Origin of the sequence: Sphingobium sp. CCH11-B1 (assembly GCF_001556865.1) — a bacterium.
Taxonomy (GTDB): Bacteria; Pseudomonadota; Alphaproteobacteria; order Sphingomonadales; family Sphingomonadaceae; genus Sphingobium.
Map to the genome: position 1 here is coordinate 1 of NZ_LSJY01000051.1, position 6,438 is coordinate 6,438.

Consider the following 6,438-nt stretch of genomic DNA (forward strand, 5'->3'; position numbering starts at 1 on the left):
ACGCCACGACGCCGAGCACCAAGGCCGATCACAAATCATTCATGCCATCTCCTTTCCTGCCGCGACTTTCTCCGAAAGCGAAGTTCCCGGAAGATTGGTTCGGGCTCGTGTAGGGTCAATGGATGGGAATGCGCCCGGCGTTTGCCGGGCGTTCGTTTTCATCGTGCATTGAGCATTGAGTACTGAAGAACTGACGCGCAGCGCACCGTTCAAATTCCGTGACGAACGGCCTCCGCAATCGCCGGCATCACGTCGATATCATTAGAGGTATGCGCAACAGCGTTCGTGCTCACGATCCTCTCGACGAGCCCACCCAGGACTTGCGCTGCATCGCCGGCGAAAAGCGGATGCACGACCACGCAATCCGGTCGCGCGAACCCCATGCCGACCAGCTGGCGCGCCGCCTCGGCGAGGGTCCGGCCGGATGAGGCGATATCGTCGACCAGCACCGGCTGGCGATCGAGAAACGCTGGGGCATTCGGAATCGAGATGGTGACGTCACGGTCGCCGGACCGGATTTTCTCGCACACGAGAAACGGAGCATCGGCATCGGCCGCCACCTGCGAGACCCACTGTTCGCTTTCCAGGTCCGGACCGATGATCAGCGGACGAGCGACATTGCGCTTGATCCACGAGGCCAGAAGCCGCGCAGCATGAACAACCTGGGTCGGGATGCGGTAGATTTCCGACAACGCATGATAGCGGTGGAGATGCGGATCGACCGTCACCAGCCAGTCGAGATGGCGGGACAGGATCGCGGCAAAGGTTCGCGACGTCACCGCCTCGCCGGCATGGAAGCGAATGTCCTGGCGCATGTAAGCGAGGTAGGGGGCGACGAGCCCGATCCTGCGAGCGCCCAGATCGCGCGCGGTGTCGGCTGCGAACAGCAGCGGCAACAGCTTGGCGTCCGGATGATCGAGACTGCACAGCAGGATGACGTCGCGGTCGCTGATGTCGCTTACGACCCTGAGATAGGTTTCCCCGTCGGGAAACTGACGATGCTCGATCGTGCCGACCTCTGCATCGAGTGCGGCGGATAGCGGCTGTGCCAGGGCCTCGCTGCCAGACAGCGCGAACAGCACGGGACGGTTCATAGCGCTTCAATCCCGAAGATCGGCCCGTCGCTCACCGCATAGGCCGCCGCATAATCGAGCTCGCCCGGGCTCTCGGCATGAATGGTGCTCAAGGGAGCCCCGGCATCCACCATCTGGTTCAGCCGACACTGCAGCGCGACGCCGGCGGCCTTGGCCATCGGCGCGCCGGCAAGCTTCGCGACCGTCGCGAGCTTGCGATTGTCGATACTCACCAGGCGGCCGCTATAGGGAGCGATCATATCCTGTTGGAACCGGGCGACCGGTGGAGCCCGCATGCCGCCCTGCGCTTCGCAGATACGTTGGAACTTGGCCCAGGCCCGGCCGCTTTCGAGGCACGCCCGCGCACGCGCATAGCCTTCGCCGGCCGGGGCCGCGTCCGCGAGCTCAAGCAGTCCTCCCGCCAGCTCGCAGGCCCGGTGGGCGAGATCCTCGGCGCCAGGCTGCCCCTGGAGCACGGCAAGGATATCCTGCGCCTCGAGCGCCGGACCGATGCCCCGTCCGATCGGCTCCGCGCCGGGGCCGCGCATCACGCGCGTGCGAAGCCCGAAGGCTTGGGCGACCGAGCTCAGCGCGCGCTCGAGGGTGTCGGCGGCAGCGGCTCCGCGGACCTTGGCGGTCGGCCCGACCGGGATGTCGATGACCAGATGGGTCGCACCGGCCGCGACTTTCTTGGACAGCACCGAGGCGACCATCTGCCCGACGGCATCGATATCGAGCACGCGCTCCACGCCGATGATCACGTCGTCGGCAGGGCTGAGATTGACGGCGCCGCCCCAGGCGATGCAGCCGCCTTCGCGCTCGACCACCTTGCGGATTGCGGAAACGTCGAGGTCGACAGGTGCCAGCACCTCCATCGTGTCCGCCGTGCCGGCCGGCGAGGTGATCGCCCGCGACGATGTCTTGGGCATGATCAGGCCCTCCGCGGCCATGATCGAGACGATGATCGGCGTGGTGCGATTGCCCGGCAATCCACCGACGCTATGCTTGTCGACGATGACCGTTCCGGGCCACTGCAATCGCTCGCCGACATCGACCATCGCCCTGGTCAGGCTGATCGTTTCGTCCGTATCGAGCGGGACCGCCGAGCAGGCCGTGACGAATGCCGAGAGATGGACATCGCTATAGCGTCGCTCGGCGATGTCGGTGATGATCGCTGAAAAAGCCCCGTCACTGAGACGATTGCCATAGATACGCCGACGCACTTCGGCGAGCGAGGCGAGAGGCTGGGCGTGCGCGATCTCGACCGGATCGCCCTCGCTGACGCCGAGCCGCTGCCATGCGGATTCCGAGAGGCCGATCTCGCCGGGCGCTGGAGCCTCCGCGGAACTGTGCAGCAGCGAGACGACGATTTCCCGCCCGCCGGCGCGCAGCGCGACCTGCGCGCGGGACGCAAGACCTTCCGAGCGGCAGACGGGACAGTCGTGGCGCATGACCGCAATCAGATCGCTACCGGCACCCGACAGGCCGATGCGGCGTGCCCGCAGCGTCGTCGCGACAGACTCTGCTTCGGCGTTCTCGATGATCCCGGGCTTCACGCGAGCATGCCCCAGCTACCCAGCGCCGGTACGCTGCATGCCCAGCCCAGTTCCTCCGAGACACGCTTCGCCAGGACGTGGGCGCCGGTCGGCTCGCCATGGGTGACATAGACGTGGCGCGGGGCCTCGTGCAGCGAGCCGAGCCAGCGCATGAGCTCGTCGCTGTCGGCATGCGCCGAGAGCATCGTCAGGTTGGCGACCTCGGCTTCGACCGGGATATACTCGCCGTGGATCTTGATCGTCCGGGCGCCGCCGATCATGGCGGCGCCGCGGGTGCCCGCCGCCTGGAAGCCCGAGAAGAGGATGAGGTTCTTCCCATCCGGCGCGAAGCGCTTGAGATGGTGGAGCACGCGGCCGCCCGTTGCCATTCCGCTGGCCGAGATGATGACCTTTGGGGCGGGGTTGGCGGTGAGTTCCTTGGATTCCTCCACTTCGCGCACATAGTGCGCGACGCTGCACGCCGCTTCGCACTCGGCGCGGGCCAGGCGATGCTCGTCCATGAAATCGCACATCAGCCCGCTCGCGTTGATCGCCATCGGGCTGTCGAGGAAGATCGGGATGTCGCGGAGGCGTCCCTGCGCGCGCAGACGCGAGAAATGATAGAGAAGCGACTGGACCCGTCCCACGGCGAAGGCCGGGATCACCACCGTCCCTCCTCTCTCGACGCATCGTTCGACATGATCTCCAAGCGTCTTTGTCGGATCGACCTGCTCGTGGCGCCGATCGCCATAGGTCGATTCCACCAGGACATAGTCGGCGCGCGCGGGCGGCTCGGGATCTTTCATCACCGAATCGCCGTAACGGCCGATGTCGCCTGAGAAGAGGATTGTCCGCCCCTTCCAGTCGATCTCGATCGACGCCGCGCCGAGGATGTGGCCGGCGCGATGATAGCGCACCCTGATGCCGTCCGTGACTGCATGCCACGCTCCGAACTCGATCGGCCGGAAGAGCTGCAATGCCAGACGCGCGTCAGCCTGGGTGTAGAGCGGCAGCGCCGGCTGGTGCCTGGAGAAGCCGTGCCGGTTGGCGAACTCCGCATCCTTTTCCTGCAGATGACCGCTGTCGGGAAGAAGGAGCTCGCACAGGGCCGCGGTCGCCCGGGTGGCAAGGACGGTACCGTCCCAGCCCAGGCGCGCCATGCGCGGTAGCGGGCCCGAGTGATCGAGATGAGCGTGGGTCAGCAGGACTTGGCCGACATCGGCGACTTCGGGTGGAATTGGCGCCCAATTAAGGCGGCGCAGATCCCTGGGTCCTTGAAACAGGCCGGAATCGACAACGATCTGAGTTTCACCATCGTCCACCAGATAACGCGACCCTGTGACCGTTCCCGATGCGCCGAGAAAGGCGACGCCGAGACCATCGGCCGGGCGCTTAGCCAGATCGATCCTTGCTTCGCGCTCGAGGACGGTCACGCCGGACTGGTTGCGGGAATGGTGCCGTTTCTTTCTCTTGTGCATGGACGCGGGCCTGCCTCTCACGATTATGTTCGTGAGCGCAGCTTTGATTCGCGGACGCCGCACGCCTATACGCAAAAGCCGCAGCACGACTGCTGCTCCCGACAGTTGCGTCGCGCGAACACCGGTGGCCGATCCGATCGATCACCTTACCCATGCTTGCGCGATGCCCTTCGGACTTCGCTCTCTACTTATACCTTGCTCCTTGGACTCGAGCCTATGCAGGCTGGAGGTTGACTAGAAGAGAACGGCATATGGGCGAACATGACCATCGCATGCGCAAGCGCGGCAAGATCGTTCTGATCGGCTTCCTGCTCGTCGCCAGCTTCTTCCTCATTACCGAGCATACCGCGCACTTCCTGGGTGTGCTGCCCTATCTCATCCTGCTCGCCTGCCCGCTCATGCACCTGTTCATGCACCACGGCCAAGGTGGGCATCAGCATGGCCATGAGCCCGGCCAGGCACCCGCCGGCTTGCCGGCCAATCCCAACGGCCGCATCGAAGGAGAGTCGCGATGACGCACGCCGACTATGGCTATGGTCTGTGGGGGCTCGCGCTGGTCAATGCCGCCGTTTTCATCCTCTTTGCGTTCAGCTTCTTCAAGCCGGCAACGCGGCGCGACTGGCGCAGCTTCGGCGCGTTCAGTGCGTTCATCGTCGCGCTCTTCGCCGAAATGTATGGCTTCCCGCTCACCATCTTCCTGCTGTCGGGGTGGCTCCAGTCGCATTTCCCCGGCGTCGACTGGTGGAGCCACGATGCTGGCCACATCCTGGAAATGATGTTCGGCTGGCGCATCAATCCGCATTTCGGCCCGTTCCACATCGCCAGCTTTGTGCTGATTGGTGTAGGCTTTTGGCTAATCTCGATCGCGTGGACGGCGCTTCACACGAGTCAGCGCAAAAACGAATTGGCAATGACGGGGGTCTACGCCCGGGTGCGGCACCCTCAATACGTAGGGTTCATCCTCGTCATGCTCGGTTTCTTGCTACAATGGCCGACGCTTCTGACGCTTGCCATGTTTCCGGTGCTGGTGGTGATGTACATTCGTTTGGCTAAGCATGAGGAGAGATACGCGCTCGCGACCTACGGCGATAGCTACCGCCAGTACATGGCCCATGTTCCCGCCTTCTTCCCCAGCTTGCGTTGGAAGCGGGAGATTGCAGGACTGGCCTTCACAGGAAATGCTCGAATGGCAGGCCATCAGACGGACGGGCCGGTTAGCGAGGGTTCTCGAGAACACGACAACATGCTGCCAGGAGGTTAGACGTTGTCCTCCTCCGCAAGATCATCACGAACATGACGAAATCGAGGGGGCGTATGTGACCATGCAGGTGACGATCCTTGCGATTGTAGTAAACGGCGTTCCCGTCCTGAGCCTCCATCAGACCCGATCCGCGGCCTGGAAGCGGCTCATGAGATTCATAGACGCGAAATGGCCGGAGCGCCTGGGAGCGATGCTTCCCCCTGCCGAAGACGAAGCGAAGGCGCGCATGTTCTTTCGCGAGGAAGATAAAGACCTGTACGCGATCATCGACGCCGACATATCAGAGCTGCACGATGCCTTGGGGTGGGTCAAAGATCCCGTCGTTGGTTAGCCCGTCACGCGATCGCCCTCGAAAAGCTGGGCCGCCCACCGATCGAGATCGCAGCCACGTCCTGAACGTCACCGAAGTTCAGGACGTGACCGAGCCCGGGCAGTGCGATCGGGCGCTATCTGTAAGCCGGACAAGCAACTGACCTGTTCGACCGCCGTGCCAGCGGGCTGATTGCCAAGGGCGCGGCCGGATTTTGCGTCGGCGCAACGGGTGTCAGTCGGTGTCGGCCTCTACGGAGAGATGTGCAGCGGCTGTCATCTATCGCCCCGGCGCGGAGGAATCGGAGGTGAGCCAAGGCCCTTAACGGCAAGCCCCGAACTGGCGAGGGGTGGCGCAACGCCTCACGCCCGCTCAGCAGCCCTGGATTATCAAGCATGGTGTAAGCTGACGGCCGAGCCGGCGGGGGGCAAGACGCACCGGATCCCCTGTCTGGGACACGGTGGCGTTCGTGCGCTAACTCTCGGGGATGACGGCTGAGCCGTACAAGCGCTGGTCGCGGGCGCACCTGTCGGCCACGCGGGATGATGAAGAATCTGGCAGGCACGAAATGAGACACGCAAGGATGGAGATTCGACCCTGAGAAGCACCAAACTTCGGCTGCACCTTCTCGCGAGCCGCACTCACAAGTGGCTCGCGATCATTGTCGGCGCGCAGCTTCTTTTGTGGTTCGCGAGCGGCGCGTTGATGAGCTTCTTGCCCATCGATTGTCAAACGGCGTTCAAAAGGGACCCCCGATCGGCGTCGAAGAGGGACCCCCTTT

6 protein-coding genes are annotated in these 6,438 nt (G+C 64.0%); 3 read left to right on the forward strand and 3 right to left on the reverse strand.

Annotation, left to right across the window (positions count from 1 at the left end; genetic code table 11):
* Positions 1-209: 209 nt before the first annotated feature.
* The 3 genes from AX724_RS05795 to AX724_RS05805 are packed head-to-tail and all read right to left on the reverse strand — an operon-like array spanning position 210 to position 4,086.
* Positions 210-1,082, reverse strand: coding sequence for a ribose-phosphate pyrophosphokinase (locus tag AX724_RS05795; protein ID WP_231621895.1), 873 nt, complete (start codon positions 1,080-1,082; stop codon positions 210-212).
* An 8-nt stretch (positions 1,083-1,090) separates the two neighbouring features.
* Positions 1,091-2,629, reverse strand: a complete 1,539-nt coding sequence (locus tag AX724_RS05800) for a thymidine phosphorylase family protein (protein WP_030541610.1) — start codon at positions 2,627-2,629, stop codon at positions 1,091-1,093.
* The gene (locus AX724_RS05805; protein WP_197421489.1) at positions 2,626-4,086 is read right to left on the reverse strand and encodes an MBL fold metallo-hydrolase RNA specificity domain-containing protein; all 1,461 of its coding nucleotides are present in this window, start codon (positions 4,084-4,086) and stop codon (positions 2,626-2,628) included. Before AX724_RS05805 ends, AX724_RS05800 begins: the two co-directional genes overlap by 4 nt.
* Before the next feature lie 251 nt (positions 4,087-4,337).
* On the opposite strand from AX724_RS05805, the gene AX724_RS05810 reads away from it, so the two are divergent.
* The 3 genes from AX724_RS05810 to AX724_RS05820 are packed head-to-tail and all read left to right on the forward strand — an operon-like array spanning position 4,338 to position 5,678.
* Positions 4,338-4,601, forward strand: a complete 264-nt coding sequence (locus AX724_RS05810) for a DUF2933 domain-containing protein (RefSeq protein WP_013039078.1) — start codon at positions 4,338-4,340, stop codon at positions 4,599-4,601.
* Positions 4,598-5,347, forward strand: a complete 750-nt coding sequence (locus tag AX724_RS05815) for a methyltransferase family protein (RefSeq protein ID WP_082731805.1) — start codon at positions 4,598-4,600, stop codon at positions 5,345-5,347. Before AX724_RS05810 ends, AX724_RS05815 begins: the two co-directional genes overlap by 4 nt.
* Before the next feature lie 55 nt (positions 5,348-5,402).
* Positions 5,403-5,678, forward strand: coding sequence for a hypothetical protein (locus AX724_RS05820; protein WP_030541607.1), 276 nt, complete (start codon positions 5,403-5,405; stop codon positions 5,676-5,678).
* Positions 5,679-6,438: the final 760 nt, after the last annotated feature.